Raw genomic sequence first — 25,614 nt, 5'->3', positions numbered from 1 at the left:
TAAGTTGATTGATAATGGATTACTTACTCAACTCCTGCAATTTCTCCAATGCTTTTAAAGCTTTCCCCGAATTTATAGATTCCCGGGCAGTTTCAAAACCTTCTCTGGCACTAACTTGATTTGCAGTGGCGATGGCCATTCCGGCGTTGGCGCAAACCACATTGTTTTGTGCCTCGGTGCCTTTTCCTTTTAAAATATTTACGAAAATTTCAGCTGAACTTTCTACAGAACCGCCCCCGGCAATATCTTTTTGTTTTAAGGTTTCTACTCCAAAATCTTCCGGACTTATCATTCCTTCAGAATTATTGGAAATGGTTTTTGTGTTTCCGGTGAGGGAAATTTCATCATAACCATCCAGGGCGTGCAAAATAGTGAAATTCTTATCGGTGTTTTGATACAAATAGCCATACATTCTGGCCAGTTCCAGGTTAAAAACCCCTACCAGTTGATTTTTTGGAAACGCAGGGTTTACCATTGGCCCTAGCATATTGAAAAAGGTTTTTACCGCCAGGGATTTCCTGATAGGCGCCACGTTTTTCATTGCCGGGTGGAATAGGGGAGCGTGCAAAACGCAAATTCCCGCTTCAGCTATACATTTTTCCAGAAATCCGGCGTCGTTACTAAATTTAATTCCAAGGCTTTCCATCACGTTAGAACTTCCGCTTACCGAAGAAACCCCATAGTTACCGTGTTTTGCCACATTTACACCGGCGCCGGCGGTAACAAAAGAGGAAGTGGTTGAAATATTAAATGTATTTTTCCCATCACCGCCGGTTCCGCAAAGATCTATTGGGTTATAATCGCTTAAATCTATGGCCACGCAAAGTTCTAAAAGCGCATCCCTAAAGCCCTCAAGTTCTTCTATGGTGATGCTACGCATCATATAAACCGTAAGAAATGCGGCAATCTGACTTTCATTATATTCTCCGTTAGAAATGCTGAAAAGCGCCTGCTTAGCTTCATCTTTGGAGATGGTTTCGTGGTTTATGAGCCTGTTTAATAGTTCTTTCATAAGTTTAACTGTTTACCCAATTCTGAATCATTTTCTTACCATCTGGAGTTAACACCGATTCGGGATGAAATTGAACGCCACGCACATCAAATTCGCGATGGCGAAGGGACATAATTTGTCCGTTTTCATCATAAGAAGTTGCTTCCAGGGAATCGGGGAGTTCTTTTAAAACTACCCAGGAATGGTAACGGCCAACCTGCATCGTTTTTGGTAAACCTTTAAAAAGCGGCTCATCGTCGACACAAAGATCCATCCTTGTGGCTATACCGTGATAAACGGATTCTAAATTGCCTAATTTTCCGCCGAAAACTTCTCCTATGGCTTGTTGGCCGAGACATACGCCCAGAATACTTTTTGAAGAGGCGTACTTTTCTATAATCGGTTTCAGTAAACCAGCTTCTTCAGGAATTCCCGGTCCGGGAGAGAGCAGGATCTTATCGTATTTCTCAACGTCTTCCAGCTCTAACTGGTCGTTTCTAATTACCGTGACCTCGCAATCCAATTCTTCGAGATAATGCACAAGGTTGTACACAAAAGAATCGTAATTATCTATAACTATTATTTTTTTCATTCTGGTGTGAAATTCTTTATTATCAACTTCTTAGATCCTGAAATAAATTCAGGATGACGTATTGTTTTTAAATATCTTCAGCAATATCAAGGGCTTTGGTTAATGCCCCGAGTTTATTGTAAACTTCCTGTAATTCGTTTTCTTCTACAGATTCTGAAACCACTCCTGCGCCGGCCTGGTAATGCAATTGATGATCTTTGCTGACGAACGAGCGAATAATAATCGCGTGATTAAAGTTTCCGTGGAAATCCATAAAACCTATTGCACCGCCGTAGGCATCACGGTTTACGTTTTCGTACTTTTCTATAAGCTTCATCGCGCTGTGTTTTGGTGCGCCGCTTAAAGTTCCTGCCGGAAAAGTATCCGCTACTACCTGCATTGTCGGGGTATTTGGATCTTTGGTTCCGGTGACTTTACTTACCAAATGGATAACGTGGGAGAAAAACTGAATCTCCCTGTATTTCTCCACTTTTACATTGTTCCCGTGCCGACTAAGATCGTTGCGGGCAAGATCTACCAGCATTACGTGTTCGGCATTTTCTTTTTCATCTGCAGCGAGTTTTTTGGCTAATTCGGCGTCTTCCTCATCGTTTCCGGTGCGTTTAAAAGTTCCGGCGATGGGATGAATTTCTGCCTGTCCGTCCTGAACCACTAATTGCGCTTCGGGAGAACTTCCAAAGATTTTAAAGTTTCCGTAGTCAAAATAGAAAAGGTAGGGGGAAGGATTTACGCTTCGTAAAGCTCTATAAACATTAAATTCGTCTCCTTTAAATTTTTGCGAAAATCTGCGGGAAAGCACAATTTGAAAAACATCACCACGATAGCAATGCTTTTTTCCAAGTCTTACATTTGCCTTAAATTCTTCATCAGTCAGGTTGGAAACCGGTTCCTGCTGACGTTCAAAATTATAGGTCGCGAAGTTTTTAACCTTAATAAGTTGTTCGATTTCAGGAATTTTTGAATCGGTATTGTAGCTGTGATCAAAAATATAAGCTTCGTTATTGAAATGATTAATCGCAATTATATTCTGATACACCGCATAATAAATATCCGGAAGCTTAAGATCTCCATTTCGTTTTTTGATCTCCAGATCTTCAAAATACCGAACCCCATCGTAAGCGATATAACCGAAAAGCCCATTATTGATGAATTTAAAATCGGAATCTTCAGTTTTAAATTGTTTTGAAAATTCCTGGATTTTAAGCGGCACGTTTACTTCGGGAGTAATTTCAGTAGTATTCTTACTTCCGTCAGGAAAAACTTCAGTAATAACTTCATTCTGAATTTTAATCGAAGCAATAGGATTGCAGCAGATATAAGAAAAACTATTGTCGTTGGCGTGGTAATCACTACTTTCCAGTAAAAGGCTGTTGGGGTACTTGTCCCTCACCTTAAGGTAAACACTCACCGGAGTAATGGTATCGGCCAGTAGTTTTTTATGAGTGGTGGTTAGTTTATACATAAATATTTTTTTGTCACTTCCGCGTAGGTGGAAGTCCATTTTAAATTGATTTATTTTTTTAAAAAGCTTTCATTTTTTGATTTCCGACTTCTCGGAAATGACAAAAAACTGAATAAAAAAAGGCTTGTCGTGAGACAAGCCTTTTGTATGAATTTATACTATAGCGATGTTACTTCACGACGTTTGACGTAAATCTTTCCACCACCAGGTATTTGCTATTCTGTTTTTCATTAGTCCAAAGATAGAAAGCATATTTAAATAAACAAGTGAAATTCTAAAAAAGAAAGCCGGAAAAGCAATTTTAACTTTTCCGGCTGGAATTGTGCAATGCAACTAATTAAAATTTCAACTCAATATTTAAATCGAAATTATCGTAAATCGTCTGATCTCCAAGTCCGCTAAAGAAACTGCCGGAGTTATATTTTACATTGTATTTAGAGCGGTCTATACTTAATTTTGTAGTTGCAGTATTGTTACTCCAATCTAAATCGAACGTCACCGGATGCGTGTTTTCTTTTATAGTAAGATCGCCAACCACACCATAAGTACCATCGTCTTTTTTAGCTACACTGGTAATTATTAGCTTTGAAGTTGGATGGTTATCCACACCAAAGAAATCGTCTGAATTTAAATGACCTTCCAGTCCAGCTTTATCGTCACCTTTAAGATCGGTAACGGTAATTGTGGTCATATCCATTACAAATTCACCACCAACTATTTCTTCGTTTTCAAACTGGAATTTTCCATCTTTTAAATCGATAGTTCCTGAATGCGAACCTAAAACTTTTTTTCCTTTCCAGGCGATATTACTAGCCTTTGCGTCTACTTGTTTTTCCATAATTATTTCAATTTTTCTTTTTCAATTTATTTTCTCAATAGCAATTTCTCTCCCTTCGTAATTAAAATTTCAATGCTACGTCTAATTCAAAATTATCGTAGATGGTTTTGTCTCCAAGGTTATCAAAGAAACTTCCTGAACCATAACGAACATCGTATTTAGAACGGTCTATAGTTAATTCAGTAGAAGCTGAATTTTCTTCCCAATCCAAATCGAAAGTTACCGGATTAGTTTTATCTTTAATAGTAAGATCGGCTACCACACCGTATGTTCCATTACTCTTTTTGGCTACACTTGTAATTACCAATTTTGAAGTTGGATGGTTGTTTACACCAAAGAAGTCATCAGATTTTAAATGACCTTCTAATTTTCCTTTGTCTTCACCGGTAAGATCGGTAACGGTGATAGAACTCATGTCTATTACAAATTCCCCTCCGGTAAGTTCACCGTTTTCCATAGTAAAATGTCCATCTTGCAGGTTTATGGTACCGTAGTGAGAGCCGGTTACTTTTTCACCTTCCCAGTTAATGTTGCTTTCTTTTACATCAATTGTTTTATCCTGAGCATTCACTGTTGTGAATGATAAAAATGATACAAGAAATGCAGATGCAAATACAGTTTTTAAAAGATTCTTTTTCATAGCAATTTTAGATTTAAATTAATTTGACTTTAGTTTATATTAAATGGAATAATTCTTCTTCATGTTTTCTAACTTTTTTTGCGTGTTGCAATTGGTCTTCTTCACTTCTATAACCAGCGGTAGCAATTACGGCAGTAGTTAAATTTGTTCCTGAAATTCCCAGTATTTCATCGAACTTTTGCGCGTCAAAACCTTCCATAGGGCAGGTGTCAATTTTTAAATTTGCTGCTGCAGAAAGTAAATTTCCAAGCGCGATATAAGCTTGTTTCTGCGCCCAAACAGATTGTTGTTCTTCGGTCTTACCTAAAATATTAGAGGTTAACATATCTTTTAATCCGCTTAGATCCTGCACCTGAACTTCTCGAATTTTACTAATATTCTCCAGATAAGCATCAATATAAGCCTCATTCAATTTCTTAAGTCCTGCGAAGACAAATACGTGTGAAGCATCAGTAAGTTGAGACTGGTTCCAGGCTGCTGCCTTTAGTTTTTCTTTAGTTTCCTTATCAGAAATTACAAACACCTCGTAAGGCTGAAGCCCGTATGAAGATGGTGAAAGCTGAATGCTTTTCTGAAGCTTTTCTACATCTTCCTGACTTAATGATTTGTCAGCATTAAATTTTTTTGTGGCATAACGCCAGTTTAAATTCTCTATATAATTTTCCATAGTTATTTTCTTATTTTATTTAAGCAATTAGTAACAATTTCAATTTCTTCCTCAGTAATATCCTGAATTAGCTCTTTTTCTACTGCATCTACTTTAGGGTCGATTTCTTTTAAAAGTTCCAGACCTTTTTCAGTAATACTTATTTCAACCTTTCTGCGATTGGCTTCGCAAACAATACGTTCAGTAAGTTCTTTGGCGATAAGCTTATCTACCAGCCTGGTGGTATTGCTCATTTTAGATACCATACGTTCCTGAATAGTGCTAAGGTTTGCCGGTTTCCCTTTTTGTCCTCTTAAAATACGTAACACATTAAATTGTTGAATAGAAATGTCGAAAGGTTTAAGTGCCGCCGCTACATTCTCATCTATAAGATTAGCGGTAACCAGAATACTAAGACTTAGCTTTCTTGCTGGTGGTAAATTATTTGTTTTTAATTGGTCTTCGATTTTCATTTGTCTAAACAACATTTGTAGGTACAAATATAAGTCAGTTTTGGGATTTAGATCAAAAGGAAATGTTAAAATTTTGAACTGGATTCCTGTGGAATGAAACCGTAGTTTTTAAAACTTTCAATATATTTACACTGAAATTTGATGGAACAATAATAGATCTCCTTCTTCAAGGGGATTCAAAAAAATAAGATTTTATGAAAGAACTCAATCAGGAAGAATGGCAATCACAGCTGGAAAAAGATGATAAAGCAGTGATTTTAGATGTAAGAACCGAAGAAGAGGTAGAGGATGGTTATATCCCAACCGCTAAAAACATTGATATTTATAAGGGTCAGGAATTTGTAAATGAAGTTGAAAAACTGGACAAGGATAAAAATTATTATATCTATTGCCGTTCCGGAAAGCGAAGCGCGCAAGCCTGTACTATTTTAGACCAGATGGGTTTTGCCAACACTTATAACCTGAAAGGCGGATTTATGGAATGGGAAGGCGAGAAGGCGGAGGATTAAGTTTTAGAAAGCAGTAAAGATTAGTTTTTACTGCTTTTTTATTAATTAGACTTATCTATTAGCAACCATCTCGTCCCTATACTGAGAATAGTTAGGATTTCGCCATTTGCTATACTGGTTATGCTATTATCCTGCATATCGTCCAGGGTATCTCCATTTAAGAAATTAAGAGCCGTGGTACTACTTCCCTTACCTATTAAGACAAGTTCCCTGCCTTTATTGTTAGATGCATCAGGGATTGTTATTGAGGATGGATTATTGGTGATTCTTAAGTAAGAAACTTCGTCCCCGATACTATAGTTTCCTGACGAACCTCCGGTACTAATATAATTTTTGGTGTGATTGTGTTTCCATTCGGCGTTTCCATCATTATCTAAAATTAAAACCTGGTTTTCTTCACCGCGTGTATCAGGGAATCGATATTCTTCAGCCTCAGTTCTTCCTATTCCAACGGGACCTGCAAAATAGCCCGCGAAAACCCTGGAACTTGGGTTACCTAAGGCACGGGCGAAAATTCCGTAGATCTTACCTCTACCGGTAACTTCGCCAATTTCTGTATATATTCCATAATTAGAGCTGTTAGCACCCTCTGTTCTCCCCACCGAATTATAAATTCCGTAGATATCGGTACCGCTGGATCCCTGGGAGGTTGTATTATAAAAACCATATCTTTCCCCGTTACCATCACCGGTTACGTGATTTTTAATTCCGTATTTTATATGATTAGTTTTACTGCGATTTCTTATTTCAATTCCGTATGTATTTCTGGTTTCGGCTGAATTATTGTTATCTATTTCGAGGCCTTTTTTGATATCCTGGGCGTCATCGGGATTTATCGCAATTTGAAGTTTACTGACAATATCTTCGGTTCCTATTCCTATATTTCCTTCTCTAAATATATTATCTTCGATATTACCCGGACTTTCAGTAGTACTCACTTCATAGAAATTCGCCGCTTTAGCATCTGAAACGATAGATTTCCATTTGCTTTCCTGATGATGCCAGTAATAAAAGCCTGATGGGAAATTATTAAAATCCTCACTAAGAAAAATAAGCATACCGTGTTGCGCACTCCCGGGATTTTGGGAAGGGAATTTCTTTATTCTTGGGATGAGAATCCCATCTATATTAGCCGGACTGTCTTTATCGGAAGCAACGATATCCAGTTGTGCTCCTGGTTCGGTAGTTCCAATTCCTACCTGAGAGAAAGCCGTTGTTGCTAAAATTAAAAAATAAAAGAGTATAATTTTTTTCATCCTACTAAAAATACCGTTTAAGTAACTGAGTCTTTTTTAGTTAGGGTATGTTTTGGATTTTTAAATATACCTTCTGAAAAACTTTTTCTTAGGAATCTTCTAATAATAAGGGTTTTCCCTATCCCTGGGCTTCCTTAACTTTATTCTGAAGCATTTTTATCTCGTCCCTGTGTTTGGCCGCAGCCATAAAGTCTAAATCTTTAGCTGCTTTTTCCATGGCTTTTCTCTTCTCTCGAATTCTCTTTTCCAGATCGGGTTTGCTCATATAGGCAACCTCAGCTTCGGCGGCTTTAGTTGTTAATGGTTTTTCTGCATCATAGACATCTAGTTTTTCTTTAATCAAGGTGCTATTTTCAAGCTTTTTAACCAATGGGGTAGGTCGAATGTTATTTTCGGTGTTGTAGGCAATCTGTTTGGTCCTTCGATATTCAGTTTGATCGATGGTTTTTTGCATACTGTCGGTAATTTTATCGGCATATAAAATCGCCTTACCCTCTACGTGACGGGCTGCACGACCAATGGTTTGGGTTAGTGACCGGTTACTTCTTAAAAATCCTTCTTTATCGGCATCAATTACCGCTACCAAGGATACTTCTGGAAGATCCAGACCTTCTCTTAGTAAGTTTACTCCAATTAGCACATCAAATAACCCGCGTCTTAAATCCTGCATAATTTCTACCCTCTCCAGGGTGTCAACATCAGAGTGGATATATCGGCACCTAATATCAATACGGGTGAGATACTTGGTAAGTTCCTCGGCCATTCTTTTGGTAAGGGTTGTTACCAGGGTTCTTTGATCTTTTTCGTTTCTGGTATGAATTTCTTCAATAAGATCATCAATTTGGTTTAAGCTGGGTCGTACTTCAATCACAGGATCTAGAAGTCCGGTTGGCCTTATAACCTGCTCCACATACACACCTTCAGATTTTTGTAATTCGTAATCTGCTGGAGTGGCACTCACATAAATCACCTGATTCTGCAGTGCCTCAAATTCTTCAAACTTAAGTGGCCGGTTATCCATCGCGGCTGGAAGTCTAAATCCGTATTCCACCAAAGTTTCTTTCCTGGATCTATCCCCACCATACATCGCGTGCACCTGCGGAATGGTTACGTGACTCTCGTCTACTACCATTAAAAAATCATCCGGGAAATAATCTAAAAGGCAGAAAGGCCGGGTGCCGGGTTGCCTGCCGTCAAGATATCTTGAATAATTTTCAATACCGGAACAATAGCCCAGTTCTCGAATCATTTCCAGGTCAAAATTGGTTCTCTCGTCCAGGCGTTTTGCCTCCAGGTGTTTCCCAATATCCCTGAAATAATCTACCTGTTTTACAAGATCGTCCTGAATGTGGTGAATGGCATTTTGCATCACATCGGGAGAAGTCACGAACATATTGGCGGGATAAATATTTAGGCGTTCGTATTTTTCAATAATATCGTTGGTGCCGGGATCAAAAGCTTCAATTTCTTCAATTTCATCTCCAAAAAAGTGAATTCTAAAAGCATTGTCGGCATAACTTGGGAACACATCTACCGTATCTCCTTTTATTCTGAAATTTCCGTGGGAGAATTCAGCTTCCGTACGGGAATAAAGACTTTGAACAAGCTGGTGTAAAAACTTGGTGCGGGAAAGTTGCATGTCCCTTTCAATCGAAACCACATTTTTACGGAATTCAACAGGGTTACCAATACCATATAAACAGGAAACCGAAGCCACCACAATCACGTCTCTTCTTCCGCTTAAAAGGGAAGAAGTTGTACTGAGTCGTAACTTTTCAATTTCTTCATTTATAGAAAGATCTTTTTCAATATAAGTTCCCGAGGTAGGAATAAAAGCTTCTGGCTGATAATAATCGTAGTAACTCACAAAATACTCCACGGCATTATCTGGAAAGAATTGCTTGAATTCTGAATAAAGCTGGGCGGCGAGGGTTTTATTGTGCGCCAAAACCAAGGTGGGTTTTTGGACCTCCTGAATTACATTAGCTACCGAAAAGGTTTTCCCAGATCCCGTTACCCCAAGCAGGGTTTGATACTGGTCGTTATTATTGATTCCGGTTACCAGTTGTTCTATCGCTTTAGGCTGGTCTCCGGTGGGTTTGTAATCTGATTCTATCTTAAATTTCATTCCTGCTCCTGACTTGTTCTAACGAAACTAATCAATAATCCTGCCTATTCAAACCGATAAACTTTTCCTTAACGTTTTTAGTCCTAAAGCTTTAGAAACGAAAATAGAATTTGCTAAAATGTCACCTTTTAAGATTATAAATCACGCTTTTTAAGTAAGCTATAGGAAAGAAAAACAAAGATGGCAGTCCAAAATATTACAATTAGTAACTGGTCCCAATGAATACCGTAATCTTTATCAAATTCAGATCCTAGTTGAGTGGCGGCAGTTTGTACGGCAGATAACCTGGAGAACGGTTCTTTAATGAGATTGCTCATAGACTCCAGCGGAAAAAATCGTGCGATATTATCGGCAATTTCAGAATCTCTGAAAATCTGCCATTTTAAAACGCCGTAAACAATACTTTCTAAAATCCACCATATAAACAGAAAGCCAAGCGCGAAAGCTGATCGTTTGATCAAAATTCCTAAGAACATACAAAAGGCGAAGAATCCTGTAAGTTTCACGAAATAAGCGATCATATATTCCATATCTGAAAAGATGATGGAAGCTTCTGTGAAATCTGAAAATGACAGTCCTAAAATCAACGAAACGATGAATAGAAATAAGGTCGAGATCAAAGAAAACACCGTAACGGTTAAGAATTTTGAAGCGATAAATTCCTTCTTGCTCAGTCCGTCAATCAGGTTCTGTTTTAAGGTCCGGTTGCTATATTCGTTAGACATCATCGAGACGATTACAATGGCCAGGAAGAGTTTTAGCAAAGCTGCGATATAGGAATTAAAATGCCAGATATAGGGAAAATTGAAAATTCCCTGATCGGCAACGCGAAAGTTTATCGCCCCTAAATTGAATTCAATAGAAGCAATTAAAGCGATAAAAGTTATTAAAATGAAATAGGTGAAAACCAGTATTTTTGCCGAGCGGCTATAGCGTAATTTATGATATTCTATCTCTAAAAGTCGTAGCATTATACAGATGTAGTTTGATTGGTTAATTGAAGGAATTGCTCTTCCAGGCTTTCTTTGCGTTTTACCAGGTAGGAAAGCGAAAGTCCTTTTTCAAACAAATATTCGTTAATAGTTTCAGCTTCCATTGGCTCTCTAAGAATAGCCGTGACTATATTTTCTTTTTCTGAAACATTTTCTATTCCGGGATGGGCAATAAGTAATTCCTGGAGCAATTGCATATTTTTTGCCTGCAGTTCAAAGAAACCGTGGCTGGCATTTATAGCATCTACAGGCCCGCTGTAAAGTTTCTTCCCGTTTCTTATAATCACCACGTGAGAACAGACTTTTTCAACTTCATCAAGTAAATGCGAAGCGAGTAAAATAGTAGTTCCACCGGCAGCAATTTTCCTGATGATCTCCCGAATTTGATGAATTCCCTGCGGATCCAGTCCGTTTGTTGGTTCATCTAAAATTAGAATTTTCGGATCATTAAGCAGGGCAGAGGCAATGGCCAGGCGTTGTTTCATCCCCAAAGAGAAAGTTCTGAATTTACTGTCTTTTCTATCCAGCAATCCTACAATTTCCAGTTTTTCGTCAATTTTACTTTTCGGAACATCTTTAATTTTACAAACCAGCGCCAGGTTTTGAGCAGCGGTCATATATGGGTAAAAATTGGGATGTTCTATAATGGCGCCCACTTTCTTTAGGGCCTCGTGCGTATCCATATTACCGCTAAACCAGGCAAATTCTCCCGAAGTTTTGTTTACTACGTTTAGCACCATTCCGAGCGTGGTAGATTTTCCACTTCCGTTAGGGCCTAAAATACCATATACGTTGCCTTTTTCTATGGTGAAAGACAGGTTGTCTACCGCGGTTAGCGTGCCATATTTTTTAGTAAGGTCTTTAAGACTTAGAATTGTTTCCAAAATTGAAGAAAAGTTTAAAGTATGACGACGAAGTTAGACAATTGTTACAGATTTCGCTTTATAAAGCTTATTTTTGATGAAAATCCAACTTAATATGGAAGAAAAGCTGATGTCAAAGAAAAAACCTTCATTTGCAGTAAATGAAAGGTTAAACCGATATCTGGCCAAGCATAACCGTAATACCAAAATTCCGGTTTTCTATGACGATTTGCTACGCTTTTCTGGTTCCGTAGTGGTTTACGATCAGCACGATGAAGATACTTTTTGGGTGCGCTGCTATTACCCCGATTTTGAACGGGAAGAAATTGATAACAGCCTGAAGCAGGTTTATACCATTATGCATTCTGACGGAAGTGACGACTCGCTGGAATTCCTGAATGTTGATGCGATTGATTACTGCACCTTCGGAAATTCGAAACCTTTCCGTATAAAAGTGCGGAATATTCTGAATGATAGTTTTACTTATTTCTATGTGAAAAAAGCTGATGCTTCCCGAATCTACGGACTTGAACTGGAGCATTTACTTTCTCCGCACCGAATAAATTTCCTGGTTTATAAAGACACTTTAATCGAGGAACATATTGCAGGCATCCCAGGAGACGTTTTTATTGAAGATCATTTGCCAACTTGCAATAACAGGGCACAAACACAAATAGCCAAACAATTTGTGAAATTTAACGAGAGGTGCACGGTAAGACTTTTAGGTGATATGCGCTCATATAATTATGTGGTAATTCCCACCCACGATTTTGATCACGTAGAATACCAAATCAGGGCGATTGATTTTGACCAGCAATGTTTTGAGGGAAATTTAAAAGTATATCGTCCGCAGTTTTTTAAGGAGAATTTAAAAATGGTGGAGTTGGTTCAGGAGAAACTCCAGGAATCTTCAATTGAGCAATATAGAAAAGAAGAGCGTTCACTACTTGCTAAAAGGATTATCAATACCCGGCCACGATATAAAGAATTATTGCGTTGTATGATTAACGATCACGTTTCTACTCAAGCGAATGTAAAAACCCTGAGAAAGGATCTTTACCAGTATACCAAGGATATTAAATTCAAACGGGCAAGCACAATGGGCCAGATTCTAAGAACTGCCCTGGATTTTGTACGAAGAAATTACGAAGATGTCAATATGAAACGCCTACTGGAAAGTTCATAAAATAAAAAAAAACCTCTAAGCTATCTAAAAGCCTGAGGTCTTGATTCTTTCTTATATCTAATCAGCTTAACTTTTTTCCTCTTTATTAAAATAAACCAGGTAATAATACATTTGTTTTTCTTCATCCCAGCCTTTTTCCACAAACTTATCGGCCGATTCAGCGTTTACAAAATCCATTTTAATCTGAATATGGGTATCCAGGTTGATAACGCTCTTAATTTTCTTTCGCGCATCGGTTACCGCTTTGTTGGCGATAGGGAAATTAGTAAGATCTTCAATTTTGTATTTTGGCGCTTTTTCGGTTTTATAATGCTGAAATTCAGGTAGTAGTTCGGGATTATCAATGACTGAATTCAAAAAATTACTTTCTTCAAAGTCATCGTTTTTTGCGAAGTAATCCATGCTTCGGTTCATAAACATCACCTCTTCTTTTTTGTCTTCCGCAGGTAAAACCACATCTTTGGCGAAGTTCTTACAGAAGTTCAGGTAACTTTTGGTGTTGTAATTCTCATCGCGCATTACATCTACACCCAAAAAGTTCTCCAACCAGTATTTGGTGTCGTATTTATTAGAATCTACCGAAAGGATTTTATAACCTTCCTCGCGATTTTTATTGAAAATAAGCGCGCCTTTATCGAGTTTGTTGAGGTTAATTCCCTGCTGAACGATCATTTCTAAAATGCTGCCATTTTCTTCAAACTGAAGAAAATCATGTTTTAATTCAGATTTAAAAATCCCAATCCCGGAAACCTTTTCATTATCTATTTGCAGGTTTTCAAAATAAACAACATAAACTTCCCCGCTTTTAATATGCGGATGTGAAGATTGCTCAAATAAGAGCGTAGTGATTTTTTTTGAAGCCTCGTGAATGTTACCCGGATCGTCAAATACCGCATTCGCCAGGTTATATAATTCGTTGAATTCAAGATCGGTTTCGTGAGAAAAATTGAAATAATTTTCCTCTTTTTCTCTAAATGGTTTTAGAAAATATTCCTTAATCAAAGGAGTGATCTCATCGTTTAACTGATAAGGGGCAGCAGAGAGAAAAATGTTCTCGTTTCGGCTTTTGTTCCCAACTCTGTGAATAGAAAGGGATTCAATTTGCGCATTAAAAAGGTTGATCATTCAGTATATAATTTTTGTCATTTCCGAGAAGTCGGAAATCTATTTTTAATTTATGAAGCAAAGAATTCTAAATTCTATCAAGTTAGAAGCTGAAAATAAGTTCAGCTTTACGGCAGCTTTCGAAATTACGGTTATTTGAGATCCCGAAGCAAGTTCGGGATGATTACTTCGCAATCAATTCCAATTCTCGTCAAAAGAAAGATCGTCGTAATCGTTAGTATTAAAACCCTGATCAAACATATCACCGCCGCCAGCATCTTCATCATCTTCCCCAACAAAATCCTTATCTGGCGCTTCATCAGGAAGTTGACCGTGAACAAACATTAGGTTTGGATAATCCCTTCCGGCTTCAATTTCGCCTACCTGGGCAAGTTCAATTAAGAAGGTCCACATTTTAAGGAAGTCGTAAATATAGATTACTTTTCTATTGTCTTCATCTAAAATAGACTCAAGACTGGTTTCGTTCATTAAACGAACTTCACCGCCCATATCAAACTGAGAAAACTCTTCACCTTGCTGCCAGTCATCATCGCTTAAATAGAAAGAAGCCATCTCTGTTCCATCAAAACCAAAAGATTGTAAAATGGTGTTATGAAGGTCTTCCAGGGTGTTTTCCTGCAGTATTTCTATATCTCTAAACACATCTTCCTCAGCATCAAGAATTACTCTAAATCGGTAAACCATAATATCAAATTTTAAGGGGCAAAGTTACAAAGTTTTCAACTTTCTGCCCGCGGCAAAGCATTCCAATAATAAATAAAACTGAAATCCGAACAATACCGAGGCAATCACGAGATGAAGTGGTTGGGAAAGGAACGGGAAATCAAAATTATACATCGCAATTCCTGTAGCAATTTCTAATAAGAGAAATAGTATAACCCAGTTTATTTTTCCAAACTGAAGCTGGAGTTTTCGGTTTTTCCACCAGAGTGCTGCGTTTACAAGGAGAACAAGGATAGAAAAACTACGATGAACATAAAAATTAAGATCAGGATTGGCCAGCCATAATTCTTTTGCATCGTAACCCAGCATTTTCACTTGCTCATCAACTAACTGTCTCACCTGGGTTCCTAAAACAACCTGAATAAGTGTTAGGGCAACTGCTAAGATCATTAAGTTTCTAAAGCTTCTATTTTGAACTTTGTTCTTAATTTTTTCTTCTGCGATAAATAATAAGTAAAGTAGCAAAGCTACAATTACCAGGGCCATCACCATATGAATTGTAATCCTGACGGGAGATAATACCGAATATACTACGGTTGCACCAAGCCAGGCCTGAAAGCCCATAAGGAAAACGCTGAGCCACGAAAGTATAGTAATTCGTTTTCTTTTTTTCCATTTTCTAAAGGAGAGAACCGCCATTATGAGCACAGCAAATCCGGCTAAAGCTCCGGCAAGCCTGTTGATATATTCAACCCAGGTATGCGTAGGATTAAAAATGGCATAATCGTGTTTTGTGTAAGTTTCCCAGTTTTCTTCAGAATAATTTTCTGCGGAAGTGAAATCAGCGGCAGCGACTTTTAATGTTTCGTCTACGATAATTACCTGACCTTTCTCATACTCCCGATCGGCCTGAAACTCGAGTTCTGAAACTTCTGTTGGTGGAATATAATAACCGAAACACTTTGGCCAATCGGGGCAACCCATTCCGGAGCCCGTCATTCTAACCACTGCACCGGCAACAATAACCAGGTACACCAGGATCAGGGAAATTTTAACCGATTTTCTATACATTTTTATTCAAGCTTTATTTTTTACTGCAAACTGCTTACTGAACTTACTGCCTAGTGAGACTGCTCACTGCCAACTGATAACCCAAGTTCTTTTCCTTTTTTCAACATCAACTCCCTGGCGGCTTCGTGCTCATTTGGAATTTCCCCTTCCAGAATCGCTTCTTTAATCGTTTCTTTTATAATGCCTATCTCTCGCGAAGGTTTTATATTGAATGTTTCCATAATTTCTTCACCACTTACCGGAGGTTGAAACTGGCGAACATGGTCGCGTTCTTCCACCTCTTTCATTTTGGTGCGAACCACTTTAAAATTATTGTGATATTTTTTAAAACGATTAGGGTTTTTGGTAGTGATGTCAGCCTCGCAAAGCGTCATAAGGTCTTCAATATCTTCACCTGCGTCAAAAATAAGTCGGCGTACTGCAGAGTCGGTAACATCGTTATCCACAATAGCAATAGGGCGGGAGCTCATCAGCACCAGTTTCTGGACATATTTCATCTTATCGTTAAGCGGTAATCGAAGTCGTTTAAAAAGTTTAAAAACCATTTTAGCACCAACAAACTCGTGCCCGTGAAAGGTCCACCCAATTTTCTTATGGAACTTTTTAGTTGGTGCTTTTCCAATATCGTGTAATAGGGCGGCCCAGCGAAGCCAAAGATCATCAGTATTTTCAGAAATATTATCTACTACTTCCAGCGTATGCCAGAAATTATCTTTGTGTTTCTGACCTTCAATTTCATCTATGCCTTCCAGGGCGGTCAATTCAGGCATAATGATATGAAGCAAACCGGTTTTATGCAATAAAGAAAATCCTTTGGAAGGTTTTTCGGCCAGCATAATTTTATGCAGCTCGTCTGTAATCCTCTCCTTCGAAATAATTTTAATGCGTTTTTTATTTCGGGTAATTGCATTCAAAGATTCTTTTTCAATCTTAAAATTAAGCTGCGTGGCAAAACGAATCGCCCTAAGCATTCTTAATGGATCATCAGAATATGTGATATCGGGATCTAAAGGAGTTTTTATGATTTTGGAATTTAAATCTTCAATTCCTTCAAATGGATCTAAAAGATTTCCGAAGTTACTTTCATTTAAACCCAGTGCGAGAGCGTTTATGGTAAAATCACGCCGATTTTGATCGTCTTCCAGACTTCCGTCTTCTACAATAGGTTTCCTGCTGTCTTTCTGGTAGCTTTCTTTACGAGCACCTACAAACTCGATTTCCATATCGTATGCGCGTAGCATTGCTGTGCCGTAGTTTTTGAAAACCTGGACTTTGGGTTTGTGAGGAAGGATTTCAGCGACCTTTCGAGCCAATTCTATTCCGCTTCCTACCGCTACGATATCAATATCTTTAGGTTCTCCACGCTGTAGAATATGGTCGCGGACAAAACCGCCAATCACATAACTTTCGAGTTTGAGTTCTTCTGAGGCCTGGGTAATGACTCTAAAAATATTGTGAGATAAGGCTCCTTTATAATTCTTCACTATTGTAATTTCTTTGTAAACTTTTAAATCGTTAAAGCCCTTTCATTTTGAGCTCTTTTGCGGGGATTCTTAGGGAACGTCATCCTGAATTTATTTCAGGATCTAAGTTGTTAATAGTTAAAAGATCTTAGAAGCTGAAACAAGTTCAGCTTGACGTCAAAAATGTTATTTAATTCCACTTATTTCCTAATCACTTTTACCTTTCCGTCGTTGCTTAATTTAATGATGGCAGAAGGTTTGTCCGATTTTTTATTTTTTTGCAAATTTACTACATAGTCCACACCTTCTAAAATTTCGGGGCTTATTTCAGCAAAGGATTCAGGGGTTTTTTCACCACTGATGTTAGCCGAAGTAGAAACGATTGGTTTCCGAAATCTTTTTGCCAAATCATTACTAAATTTATCCTTGGAAACCCTAATCGCCAAAGAATTATCAGCTGCGATAAGGTTCTCGGCTACCCGAATTGGATCATCGTAAATTATTGTGGTGGGTTTGCGGGCAAATTTTAGAATATCGTAAGCCACTTCCGGCACATCTTCTATAAACTGGTTTAGCATTTTATAGTCTGAAACCAGGCAAATCAACGCCTGACTTTCCTTTCGTTTTTTTAGTGCATAAACTTTATCTACCGCTTCAGCATTGGTAGCATCACAGCCAATTCCCCAAACCGTATCGGTAGGGTAGAGTATAAGTCCGCCGCGTTTTAAGGTGGCTAATGCGTTTTGCATTTCAGTTTTAATATCTTCCATAAAGGACGTTTTTGTATTCTTGTAGTGTTTGTTTGGCCATTTTTTTTGTAGTGAAATTTTCCACCACTTTTTTATGGGCATTTTCAGTAAAACGAGGGATTAGTTCCTGGTTTTTCTCTAGAAATAGTATATGTTCAGCTAATTTTTCAGCGTCAAAAGCATCGGCTAAAAGTCCGTTTTCCATATGGGTCACAATTTCGGGAATTCCGCCCACATTTGTAGCGATTACAGGAACTTTATGGTAAAATGCTTCGTAGATCACATTTGGAACACCTTCGGAATTCGAAGTCAAGAGTAAATAATCTAACTGCGGAATCACAGTCGATGCATTTTCTATAAATCCCAAAAAGCTAATATCCGTATCTAAATTATTTGTTTTTAGCTGCTTAAGTAAACCTGGAGTCTCAGAAGAAAATTGACCGATTTGAACAAAATGAAACTTCAATTTTTCGCGTTGCTGAAGTGTTTTTTCGGCAGTTTTAATAAATGTAGCCAGATTTTTCGCCGGAATATGATTCCCGATATTTGCTACGAGGATAACATCTTTAGCAAGTCCCAGTTTTTCCCGAAGATCAATTTTTGCAGCAATATTTTTTTGCTTTTCAAGATTAAGTCCGTGATAGATTGTCTTTAACCGACTTTGGTTTTTTAGCGTTTCCGCAGTAATAGTTTTGGTTCTTTCTGATACACAAAAGATGCGTTTCAGCTTTGGATAGTGGTATTTAAAAAGGGTTTGCTTTCGGTTTTTGATAGGAAACGAGGTTTTCTTACTAAAAACCATAGCGGGTAAATTATAAAATTTATCGGCTAAAACCACCAGGGAAAGTGCTTTAGGATCGTGAATATGAATAAGATCTATTTGTTCTTTTTTACAAATTCTGCCGATTTTCAAACTATACCGAAGATCGAAATTAAAGCTAAGCGATGCCGTTTTGAAATTTAAACTGGTGTTTTTTAGTTTTTTATGAAATAAACCTTTCCCGACACAAAGTATAAGATTTTCGACCTCAGGATGATTGTTTTTAAATTCTTCACATAGCAGTTCAATTTGGTTTTCGCCGCCTCCCCAATTTTTAACGGCAGAAACATGCAAGATTTTTAGAGTAGCTTTCAAAAACAATTAGTTTATTCAGACAGCTAAGGTAAATAAATCTGCATATTTGCACGTTTACTCGATAATCGAGATTTAAATGCTTTAAGACCTGTTTGAATCATTCAGGCGGGCCTGTCTCAAAATTTAAATAATTGTTTACTATGAATGCCTCGTGAGCTTGCTCCAAGGTAGTATACTATTTCAAAATATGAATTTAGTTTAAAAAAGAAGCTTAGCCTAAGTGCTTTTTTAAACCGTTTGATTTTTATAAAAGCTGTTTCTTTGCAAAGAAGTAGTATTTAAAAATGATGTTGAATTATGAATTTGAGATACCTTTTCAAATCGGGTAAAAATCCTAAGTTTCCTTATTATGTTTCAAATTATGCACGACTCATGGTGCCTCGATTTTTTTTTATAAAAAGGTTGAAGAAAAATTTGCAGCTTATAGAATATAGAGATGATGCAACTTATATAGAAAACAGAGTAAATTACTACAATAAATTAGAAACTGATCAAGTTTTGCCGGACTCTCTGGAAAAACTGGGATATCTTAAAAGATCAAAAAAAGTAAAATCTGTATATTTTTTAGATGCTCACCAAATTATTTCCTGGTTTAATAAAGATTACAAATGGAGCTTTCTACCCGGAGATATAACCTATATTCCCCAAATTCCTTCTATTGTTAAAAGCCGGCCAATTTGCGATTCTAATCAAAACTCTATTTTGCTTAAGTTAGTGAAGGTTCGGCATTTTATCTTTATTAAGGATAGGCTGAGATGGGAAGAAAAAGAAGATAAATTAATCTTTAGGGGGAAAGTTGATAATAAACCTCATCGAATTGATTTTATGGAGAAATATTTTGGACATCCACTTTGTGATCTAGGGAATATTACAAAGAAAAATATTCTGCCTGAAAACTGGAAGGTTGAAAAGTGCTCATTATATGATCATTTAAAATATAAATTTATTCTCGCTTTAGAAGGGATTGATGTTGCCAGTAATTTAAAATGGATCATGTCGTCTAATTCTATAGCTGTTATGCCCACCCCTAAATACGAAACCTGGTTTATGGAGGGAAAACTGATACCCGATTTTCATTATATTCATATAAAAGATGATTATTCCAATCTGGAAGAGAAGCTAAACTATTATATAAATAATAAAACAGAAGCTCAGAAAATTGTTGATAATGCTAATGAATATGTATCCCAGTTTTTTGACGAAAAGCGAGAGAAATTAATTGGTCTTGCTGTTATGGAAAAATACCTACAAAAAACAGGACAAATTTAAGATGGTTTTCTAGCCAAACTAATGTTATGGCCTAATTTTAAAGCAATAATAATAGAAATGAATTTTGTATTTAGCCCGGAATATCTTTCAGATAAAGAGAAATACGTAGCGCTCATAAAAAATTTCGACAATTTAGGGAAAGACTTTGGTAATTCCCGAAGAAATGAGATAAAGAAATTTAATCTGGAAGGGGAGAAGATCGTTGTAAAATCATTTAAAGTTCCCAATATCATAAATAAAGTAGCTTATAAATACTTAAGAAAATCTAAGGCTCGCAGGTCTTTTGAAAATGCTACTTATTTAAAAGAGCACAATTTAGGAACTCCGGCCCCTATTGCCTATGCCGAAGAAGAAGGTTTACTCTATGGTAGCAGCTATTATTTATGTGAAGAGGCTTTGTGTCAGCTCACAATTAGAGAACTTATTCACGATCCGGGTTATCCTGATCGTGAAAATATTCTTAGAGAATTTGCCCGGTTTACATTCAAGTTACACGAAAATAACGTCAATTTTTTAGATCATTCTCCCGGAAACAGTTTAATTGAAAAAACGCCGGAAGGATATAGGTTTTCTTTGGTGGATTTAAACCGAATGGAATTTAAAACCATGGGTTTTGAAGATAGAATGAAGAACTTTCACAGGATTACTCCAAGTAGAGAGATGGCTGTAATAATTGCAAATGAGTATTCGAAATTGATTCCGCAGGAAGAATCTTTGGTTTTCGATAAATTATGGGGTTATATTCAGGAATTTCAGAAAAAAGCATTGAGAAAGAAAAGATTAAAAGCAAAACTGGGATTGTAAAGATTAAAATGATTTACTCTAAATTTCTTTTTCTAAGCCAATGGTAGAGAACAGTATTATAATTTTCAAAACCATCTAAGTAACTTATAATGTATCCTTCTTTTCCCTTTAAGATTTGTTTTTTTAAAAATAAAGTAGATAGAAAGCTTCGGAAAGGATACCAAAAGAAATCAATAATATAAACAGGCGTATTAATATTTTTTGAATAGGCTTTTTCTTTAGCAAGATGCATTAACGAACTGGTATATTGATCATAATTGCATAGCATTGGGTTGTTTATTCTATCGTTAAGAATTTCTAATTTTACATATCGGCTCAAAACACCATAACCATTCATAGCAGTAGAGGTTAAGCCGGCTACCCCGTCCAGAAAGCCTAATCTTAGGATATATTCGTTTAGAAATCTGTAACCGGGCTTAAACATAAGCTCAAACCATCCCGCTTTTTTTTTCTTTTTAAACAACTGTTTTGATTGTAGGGAAGAATATTGGTTTTTTTTCTGAAAGAAATGTGCTAAACTCCTATAGGTATAATGTAACATTCTTCCTTTAAGTTCTCCTATACTACCATTACAGATAAGTTCTTCGTGCACAAGACCTTTATAATGACAGGATTTTCGGTTAAAAAGTCTGAGTTTTAGTTTTTTTCCATTGCTTCCGTGGTGAATAAAACGGTTGATGAAAAAATTCTTAAAAAGCATTTTATAAGCCTGATGCTCGGGATTGTTAATTGCCTTTAAAATTTCTTCGCGAAGTTGGTAAGTTATTATTTCATCGGCATCAAGGACAAGAATCCAATCATTTTTGGCTTTTGAAATTGCAAAGTTCTTTTGGTTGGAAAAATTATCAAATTTCCGCTGCAAAATATTGCATTTATATTTCTTCGCGATTTCAATGGTATTATCCTCACTATATGAGTCTATAATAAGAATTTCATCTGCAAATTGCGAGCAGTTGATAGCTTGCGCTATTAAATCTTCCTCGTTATAGGTGGGGATTAGAACCGTAATCTTTGCTGGCATTTATTTTTGTAAAGGAATTCAAATCGCTAAAATTACGTATTTTTGACTTAAATACAATTTAGCAATGCCTATTGATACTTCTATAATTCTAAGCACTTACAATGCTGAGGAATGGTTGGAAAAAGTTTTATGGAGTTATACCGTGCAATCTTACCCTAATTTTGAAATCGTTATTGCAGATGATGGGTCCAACGAAACTACAAAACAACTTATTGAGAGATTTAGAAAAATCACAGCTTTTAAAATAAAACATGTTTGGCATCCCGATCGTGGTTTTCAAAAATCAGAAATCTTGAATAAGGCGATCCTAGCTTGTGAAAGCGATTATATTATAATGAGTGATGGAGATTGTATTGCACGTGAAGATTTTGTAGAAGTACACGTGAAATATAGAAATCACGGATATTTCCTTAGTGGTGGCTATTTTAAATTACCTATGAGTATTTCCAAAGATATTTCAAAAGAAGATATTCTAACGGGTAGGTGTTTCAATCTTGATTGGTTGAAAAGTAAAGGGCTAAAAACAACCTTCAAAAACAGCAAAATCAGCGCAAAAACCTGGAAAGCACTTTTATTAAATAAGTTAACACCAACATCTCCTACCTGGAATGGCCATAATGCCTCGGGATGGAAAAGAGACATTCTTGAAGTGAACGGTTTTGATGAGCGAATGCAATATGGCGGACAGGATAGGGAGTTAGGTGAAAGGCTGGTTAATTTGGGAATTAAAGGTAAGCAAATAAGATATTCTGCTATTTGTCTTCACCTGGACCATAAGCGGGGCTATAAAAACCAGGAATCCATTGAGAAAAATAGAGCTATACGTAAAAAAACCAGAGATGAAGGTTTAACAACTACCGATTTCGGAATTAATAAAGTTTCTACTCATAAATCTTTTTAGTTCTGGTAGAATATAGAAAGGAGACAATTCTTTGTATAACTCAAGGCTTTCTTTATAAAGTGACTGCTGAGTTTTATTTTTAAGTAATTCCGGTTTTATCTCGTTGAGATGAATAGATTGGTTCTGCGGCTCATTTTCAAAAGTACCCCAGGATTCTTTTGGGATAAAGGGGGAAAAAATAGTGAAAGTAGGTTTCTTAAAAGCTTTTACGATATGAACACTGCCACCTTCATTGGCAATCATACCATCACAATGATAAGCTATCTTTATAAAATCCCTTAAGCCTTCACAGAATACGCTTTTATATATCTTTTCTGAAGGTTTTATTTTACTGATTATACAGCTAGCTTCTTCCAGTTGGGATGGCATATAATTGAATAAAATATTTACTTGATAGTTATCGGCTACAAAATTTATTAGTTCCACTATATAAGACTCAGGTAAGGATTTATACCTATTGCTACCCAGAAGGCCAAAAATTATGGTCTTTCTCGATGAATCCAAGCTTGATAGCATCTTTTTGCCTTCCTCAATTTCTTTTTGTGTTAGAAAGATTTGAGGATTTATTAGTAAATCTTCGCTACTGTCCAGAACCTTTATAAGGTTGAGACGCTCATCTATAGCCTTGCCGTAGGTAGATGTTTTTTCTGTTAGAAAAGAAACCTGGTGAGTATAAGCACCTGGAAGAGTTCTTTTTTTATAACTGATTCTTTTTTTTGCACCGCTAAATAAACTTAGAAACTGACTTCCTAACTTAACATAAGGATCAATAATCACATCAAATTTTTCCTTTCTTAAGAAATGTGCAATCCTGCTTAGACTTATTATTTCTTTGAGTTTATACTCTTGAATAACAATTAGCCGGTCTATATGAGGATTGTTATCCAGAACCGGTGCTGCATATTGATTACAAAGGAAAAAGATAACAGAATTTGGATAGGTTTTCTTGAGATTGGCCGGGATAATTGAAGCAATTAACACATCGCCAATTCTCTTATTTTGAATTATTAAAATCTTCATTCGTTCCTCATCCTGTTATCTAGTTCCCTCGGCAATTAAACCGCTACATTATATTCCCTTAAAGCGTCATTGAGAGAAGTCTTTTTGTTGGTAGACTCTTTTCGTTTTCCAATAATAAGGGCACACGGCACATTATATTCTCCTGCAGGGAATTTCTTGGTATAACTTCCTGGAATTACAACCGATCTTGCCGGAACAATGCCTTTCATTTCTTTAGGCTCATCGCCGGTAACATCTATAATTTTAGTGGAAGCAGTAAGAACGACATTGGCTCCCAAAACAGCTTCTTTTTCAACTTTCACACCTTCAACAACAATACTTCTTGAGCCTAAAAATGCGTTGTCTTCAATAATTACAGGAGAAGCCTGTAAAGGTTCTAAAACCCCGCCAATTCCTACACCACCACTTAGGTGAACGTTTTTACCAATTTGGGCACAACTTCCTACAGTTGCCCAGGTATCTACCATCGTGCCTTCGTCTACATAAGCCCCAATATTCACATAACTCGGCATCAGAATTACTCCGCTGGAGATATATGCTCCGTGTCTTGCAACAGCATTCGGAACTACACGAATTCCTTTTTCTTTATATCCTTTCTTCAACGGAATTTTATCATGGTATTCAAAGATACCAGCTTCCAAAGTTTCCATTTTTTGGATGGGGAAGTAAAGCACTACACCTTTTTTCACCCATTCATTTACCTGCCAGCCGTTTTCGGTAGGCTCGGCTGTTCTCAGTTTTCCCGCGTCTAATAGGGAAATAACTTCGCGAATAGCTTTTATGGTTTCTGTATCTTTTAGTAAATCCCGGTTTTCCCAGGCTTCATTGATCTTAGCTTCTAAATGATCCATTTTTATCGATTTTTAGCAAATATAATAGCTTAAGGCTAATTTTTGGTGGTAAAGCAATATAAACATTACCTTTGCGCAAATTTTGAAGATGGCTCGTATTATGGCATTAGACTTTGGGACAAAACGCACCGGTATAGCGGTTAGCGATGAACTCAAAATGATTGCCTCAGGACTTACCACTGTGAAGACACCGGAACTTCTGGATTTTCTCGATAAGTATTTTAAAGAGGAAAACGTAGAATTGGTGCTGGTGGGAGAACCCAAACAAAAAGACGATTCCGCTTCAGAAAGTGAAGTATATATTCAGGAATTTTTGAAGGTTTTTATTAAAAAATTTCCTGAAATGCCGCTAAAAAGGGTAGATGAAAGGTTCACCTCCAAAATGGCTTTTCAGTCTATGATAGACAGTGGACTTAAAAAGAAAAAACGCAGAGATAAAGCGCTTATAGATGAAATAAGTGCAACAATTATTCTGCAAACTTATCTTTACGAGTAACTGAGTTAGAATACGAAAATATTAGAAGCTGAAACAAGTTCAGCTTGACGTTAAAAAAATGAATAGTGAATAATGATTAATGAATAATTTTTAGGTTGAGGTAATGAAAACCGACTTAATTAAACGTTCCAATATTTTTGCACATAGATGTGTGAAATTGGCAATACAACTTCCGAAGAATAAATTAGGAAGCCATATTGAAGGTCAGTTAATCCGGTGTAGTACTTCAGTCGCAGCCAATTACAGGGCAGCATGTTTAGGACAATCAAAAAAAGCTTTTATTTCAAAATTAGGAATAGTAATTGAAGAAGCTGATGAACGTATTTTCTGGATTGAATTTGCTAAAGATGAAAATTTGATTAATGTAGAAGATTCAAAAGATTTAGTGATTGAAGCTAAAGAGTTGACATCAATTTTTATAGCATCAAGAATCACCGCGGTAAGGAATTTAAATTCCGGAAAATAAAATT

General features: G+C 36.8%; 27 protein-coding genes. 7 read left to right on the top strand and 20 right to left on the bottom strand.

Annotation, left to right across the window (positions count from 1 at the left end; genetic code table 11):
• Positions 1–19 precede the first annotated feature (19 nt).
• The 7 genes from trpD to LB465_RS07410 all read right to left on the bottom strand — a co-directional run bounded on the left by trpD (position 20) and on the right by LB465_RS07410 (position 5,642).
• Complete coding sequence (gene trpD / locus LB465_RS07440; RefSeq protein WP_224468807.1) at positions 20–1,012, bottom strand: anthranilate phosphoribosyltransferase; 993 nt, start codon at positions 1,010–1,012, stop codon at positions 20–22.
• A 4-nt stretch (positions 1,013–1,016) separates the two neighbouring features.
• Positions 1,017–1,583, bottom strand: a complete 567-nt coding sequence (locus LB465_RS07435; protein WP_224468804.1) for an anthranilate synthase component II — start codon at positions 1,581–1,583, stop codon at positions 1,017–1,019.
• A gap of 67 nt (positions 1,584–1,650) precedes the next feature.
• The gene (locus tag LB465_RS07430) at positions 1,651–3,045 is read right to left on the bottom strand and encodes an anthranilate synthase component I family protein (RefSeq protein WP_224468801.1); all 1,395 of its coding nucleotides are present in this window, start codon (positions 3,043–3,045) and stop codon (positions 1,651–1,653) included.
• 337 nt (positions 3,046–3,382) lie between these two features.
• Positions 3,383–3,883 carry a YceI family protein gene (locus tag LB465_RS07425; RefSeq protein ID WP_317198424.1) on the bottom strand — a complete coding sequence of 167 codons (501 nt, stop codon included), beginning with the start codon at positions 3,881–3,883 and terminating at the stop codon, positions 3,383–3,385.
• Between the two features lie 61 nt (positions 3,884–3,944).
• Complete coding sequence (locus tag LB465_RS07420) at positions 3,945–4,523, bottom strand: YceI family protein (protein ID WP_224468799.1); 579 nt, start codon at positions 4,521–4,523, stop codon at positions 3,945–3,947.
• A gap of 34 nt (positions 4,524–4,557) precedes the next feature.
• Positions 4,558–5,190, bottom strand: coding sequence for an NAD(P)H-dependent oxidoreductase (locus LB465_RS07415; RefSeq protein WP_224468797.1), 633 nt, complete (start codon positions 5,188–5,190; stop codon positions 4,558–4,560).
• A 2-nt stretch (positions 5,191–5,192) separates the two neighbouring features.
• Positions 5,193–5,642, bottom strand: a complete 450-nt coding sequence (locus tag LB465_RS07410; protein ID WP_224468795.1) for a MarR family winged helix-turn-helix transcriptional regulator — start codon at positions 5,640–5,642, stop codon at positions 5,193–5,195.
• Positions 5,643–5,836: 194 nt separating this feature from the next.
• Between LB465_RS07410 and LB465_RS07405 the strand changes: the two genes are divergently transcribed.
• Entirely contained in the window at positions 5,837–6,151 is a 315-nt protein-coding gene (locus LB465_RS07405; RefSeq protein ID WP_224468793.1) for a rhodanese-like domain-containing protein, read from the top strand.
• Between the two features lie 41 nt (positions 6,152–6,192).
• Here LB465_RS07405 and LB465_RS07400 read toward each other — a convergent pair whose 3' ends face one another.
• The 4 genes from LB465_RS07400 to LB465_RS07385 all read right to left on the bottom strand — a co-directional run bounded on the left by LB465_RS07400 (position 6,193) and on the right by LB465_RS07385 (position 11,411).
• On the bottom strand, positions 6,193–7,407 hold the full coding sequence (locus LB465_RS07400; RefSeq protein ID WP_224468790.1) for a hypothetical protein: 1,215 nt from the start codon (positions 7,405–7,407) through the stop codon (positions 6,193–6,195).
• A 118-nt stretch (positions 7,408–7,525) separates the two neighbouring features.
• Positions 7,526–9,535 carry an excinuclease ABC subunit UvrB gene (uvrB, locus tag LB465_RS07395; RefSeq protein ID WP_224468788.1) on the bottom strand — a complete coding sequence of 670 codons (2,010 nt, stop codon included), beginning with the start codon at positions 9,533–9,535 and terminating at the stop codon, positions 7,526–7,528.
• 134 nt (positions 9,536–9,669) lie between these two features.
• Positions 9,670–10,506, bottom strand: coding sequence for an ABC transporter permease (locus tag LB465_RS07390; RefSeq protein ID WP_224468786.1), 837 nt, complete (start codon positions 10,504–10,506; stop codon positions 9,670–9,672).
• Complete coding sequence (locus tag LB465_RS07385; protein ID WP_224468784.1) at positions 10,506–11,411, bottom strand: ABC transporter ATP-binding protein; 906 nt, start codon at positions 11,409–11,411, stop codon at positions 10,506–10,508. The genes LB465_RS07390 and LB465_RS07385 overlap by 1 nt, the downstream gene beginning before the upstream one ends.
• 94 nt (positions 11,412–11,505) lie before the next feature.
• On the opposite strand from LB465_RS07385, the gene LB465_RS07380 reads away from it, so the two are divergent.
• The gene (locus LB465_RS07380; protein WP_224468892.1) at positions 11,506–12,576 is read left to right on the top strand and encodes a hypothetical protein; all 1,071 of its coding nucleotides are present in this window, start codon (positions 11,506–11,508) and stop codon (positions 12,574–12,576) included.
• A gap of 66 nt (positions 12,577–12,642) precedes the next feature.
• On the opposite strand, the gene LB465_RS07375 is transcribed toward LB465_RS07380, so the two are convergent.
• The 6 genes from LB465_RS07375 to LB465_RS07350 form a co-directional block, all read right to left on the bottom strand.
• Complete coding sequence (locus tag LB465_RS07375; protein WP_075326257.1) at positions 12,643–13,701, bottom strand: nucleoid-associated protein; 1,059 nt, start codon at positions 13,699–13,701, stop codon at positions 12,643–12,645.
• A 174-nt stretch (positions 13,702–13,875) separates the two neighbouring features.
• Complete coding sequence (locus LB465_RS07370) at positions 13,876–14,385, bottom strand: plasmid pRiA4b ORF-3 family protein (RefSeq protein WP_224468782.1); 510 nt, start codon at positions 14,383–14,385, stop codon at positions 13,876–13,878.
• Between the two features lie 24 nt (positions 14,386–14,409).
• Positions 14,410–15,435, bottom strand: a complete 1,026-nt coding sequence (locus tag LB465_RS07365; protein ID WP_224468780.1) for a COX15/CtaA family protein — start codon at positions 15,433–15,435, stop codon at positions 14,410–14,412.
• A 50-nt stretch (positions 15,436–15,485) separates the two neighbouring features.
• Entirely contained in the window at positions 15,486–16,919 is a 1,434-nt protein-coding gene (locus LB465_RS07360; RefSeq protein ID WP_224468778.1) for a CCA tRNA nucleotidyltransferase, read from the bottom strand.
• Positions 16,920–17,098: 179 nt separating this feature from the next.
• Positions 17,099–17,668 carry an L-threonylcarbamoyladenylate synthase gene (locus LB465_RS07355; RefSeq protein ID WP_224468775.1) on the bottom strand — a complete coding sequence of 190 codons (570 nt, stop codon included), beginning with the start codon at positions 17,666–17,668 and terminating at the stop codon, positions 17,099–17,101.
• Positions 17,655–18,782, bottom strand: a complete 1,128-nt coding sequence (locus LB465_RS07350) for a glycosyltransferase family 4 protein (RefSeq protein WP_224468773.1) — start codon at positions 18,780–18,782, stop codon at positions 17,655–17,657. The genes LB465_RS07355 and LB465_RS07350 overlap by 14 nt, the downstream gene beginning before the upstream one ends.
• A gap of 414 nt (positions 18,783–19,196) precedes the next feature.
• On the opposite strand from LB465_RS07350, the gene LB465_RS07345 reads away from it, so the two are divergent.
• Both LB465_RS07345 and LB465_RS07340 read left to right on the top strand, forming a co-directional pair.
• Positions 19,197–20,051, top strand: coding sequence for a glycosyltransferase family 90 protein (locus tag LB465_RS07345; protein WP_224468770.1), 855 nt, complete (start codon positions 19,197–19,199; stop codon positions 20,049–20,051).
• A gap of 57 nt (positions 20,052–20,108) precedes the next feature.
• A complete protein-coding gene (locus LB465_RS07340) occupies positions 20,109–20,855 on the top strand; it encodes a lipopolysaccharide kinase InaA family protein (protein ID WP_224468768.1) in 747 nt (248 codons plus the stop codon).
• 13 nt (positions 20,856–20,868) lie between these two features.
• On the opposite strand, the gene LB465_RS07335 is transcribed toward LB465_RS07340, so the two are convergent.
• Positions 20,869–21,876, bottom strand: a complete 1,008-nt coding sequence (locus LB465_RS07335) for a glycosyltransferase family 2 protein (RefSeq protein WP_224468765.1) — start codon at positions 21,874–21,876, stop codon at positions 20,869–20,871.
• A gap of 64 nt (positions 21,877–21,940) precedes the next feature.
• Here LB465_RS07335 and LB465_RS07330 point away from each other — a divergent pair, with 64 nt between their 5' ends.
• Complete coding sequence (locus tag LB465_RS07330) at positions 21,941–22,777, top strand: glycosyltransferase family 2 protein (protein WP_224468763.1); 837 nt, start codon at positions 21,941–21,943, stop codon at positions 22,775–22,777.
• Here LB465_RS07330 and LB465_RS07325 read toward each other — a convergent pair.
• Positions 22,724–23,797 carry a glycosyltransferase family 9 protein gene (locus tag LB465_RS07325; RefSeq protein ID WP_224468761.1) on the bottom strand — a complete coding sequence of 358 codons (1,074 nt, stop codon included), beginning with the start codon at positions 23,795–23,797 and terminating at the stop codon, positions 22,724–22,726. The two genes, LB465_RS07330 and LB465_RS07325, sit on opposite strands and share 54 nt — an antisense overlap.
• A 35-nt stretch (positions 23,798–23,832) precedes the next feature.
• Positions 23,833–24,648: a 2,3,4,5-tetrahydropyridine-2,6-dicarboxylate N-succinyltransferase gene (locus LB465_RS07320; RefSeq protein ID WP_224468759.1), complete on the bottom strand. Its 816-nt coding sequence runs from the start codon at positions 24,646–24,648 to the stop codon at positions 23,833–23,835.
• A gap of 88 nt (positions 24,649–24,736) precedes the next feature.
• Here LB465_RS07320 and ruvX point away from each other — a divergent pair, with 88 nt between their 5' ends.
• Both ruvX and LB465_RS07310 read left to right on the top strand, forming a co-directional pair.
• Positions 24,737–25,144, top strand: coding sequence for a Holliday junction resolvase RuvX (gene ruvX, locus LB465_RS07315; RefSeq protein WP_224468757.1), 408 nt, complete (start codon positions 24,737–24,739; stop codon positions 25,142–25,144).
• 103 nt (positions 25,145–25,247) lie between these two features.
• Positions 25,248–25,610 (top strand): four helix bundle protein, encoded by a 363-nt coding sequence (locus LB465_RS07310; RefSeq protein WP_224468755.1) that lies wholly within the window; start codon positions 25,248–25,250, stop codon positions 25,608–25,610.
• The last annotated feature ends 4 nt before the right edge of the window (positions 25,611–25,614 follow it).

The sequence above is a fragment of the Salegentibacter lacus genome, assembly GCF_020164555.1.
In the GTDB taxonomy this organism is placed as follows: Bacteria; Bacteroidota; Bacteroidia; order Flavobacteriales; family Flavobacteriaceae; genus Salegentibacter; species Salegentibacter lacus.
Note: the sequence above shows the minus strand (reverse complement) of the source record. Positions and strands in the feature narration are given on the sequence as shown.